The 691-nt window shown below is 52.0% G+C and carries 1 protein-coding gene; it reads left to right on the top strand.

Translation table 11 applies throughout. The features are described 5' to 3' along the window. Nucleotides 1–691 (top strand): type VI secretion system tip protein TssI/VgrG (tssI, locus tag QTN94_RS20220; RefSeq protein ID WP_331428675.1); only part of this gene is annotated, 691 nt, incomplete at both ends.

Below are 691 nucleotides of genomic sequence, written 5' to 3'. Positions count from 1 at the left end.
TTAGCCAAAGGCAAAAGCAACGAATTTTTGCTCCGTTCAGGGTATAAATTTACCTTGAGTGACCACCTCAACACATCCTTTAATCGCCCTTGGCTGCTGGTTCAAGTCAATCACCAAGGCGAACAGGCTCAAGCACTTGAGGAAGAGGGCACGCAAGGCAAGACGACCTACGCCAACCAATGGCAAGCCATCCCGGCTCATCTCAATTGGCAAGCGCAGCCCGAGACCAAACCGAGAGTCGATGGCCCCATGATCGCGACGGTCGTCGGCCCTGAGGGAGAAGAAATCTTCTGTGACGAACATGGTCGCGTGAAAGTCCATTTCCACTGGGATCGCGAAGAGAGAAACCCTGAACATCGTTCATGCTGGGTGCGAGTCTCTCAAGGTTGGGCGGGCAGCCAGTACGGCATGGTCGCTTTGCCTCGCATTGGGCACGAAGTGATTGTCTCATTTCTCAATGGTGACCCTGATCAGCCCATCATCACGGGGCGCACCTATCATGCGGTCAATAAGCCGCCTTATGTTCTACCCAACAACAAAACCAAAACCGTCCTACGCAGTGAGACCCACCAAGGACAAGGCTTTAACGAACTGAGTTTTGAAGACCAAGCAGACCAAGAGCAAGTCTATCTTCATGCGCAGAAGGATTTTGACTCGATAGTGCTGAATGACATGACCACTCATGTCAAGC

The sequence above is a fragment of the Vibrio sp. M250220 genome, from assembly GCF_036533795.1.
Lineage (GTDB): Bacteria > Pseudomonadota > Gammaproteobacteria > Enterobacterales > Vibrionaceae > Vibrio.
This window is presented reverse-complemented; position numbering and strand designations above follow the sequence as displayed.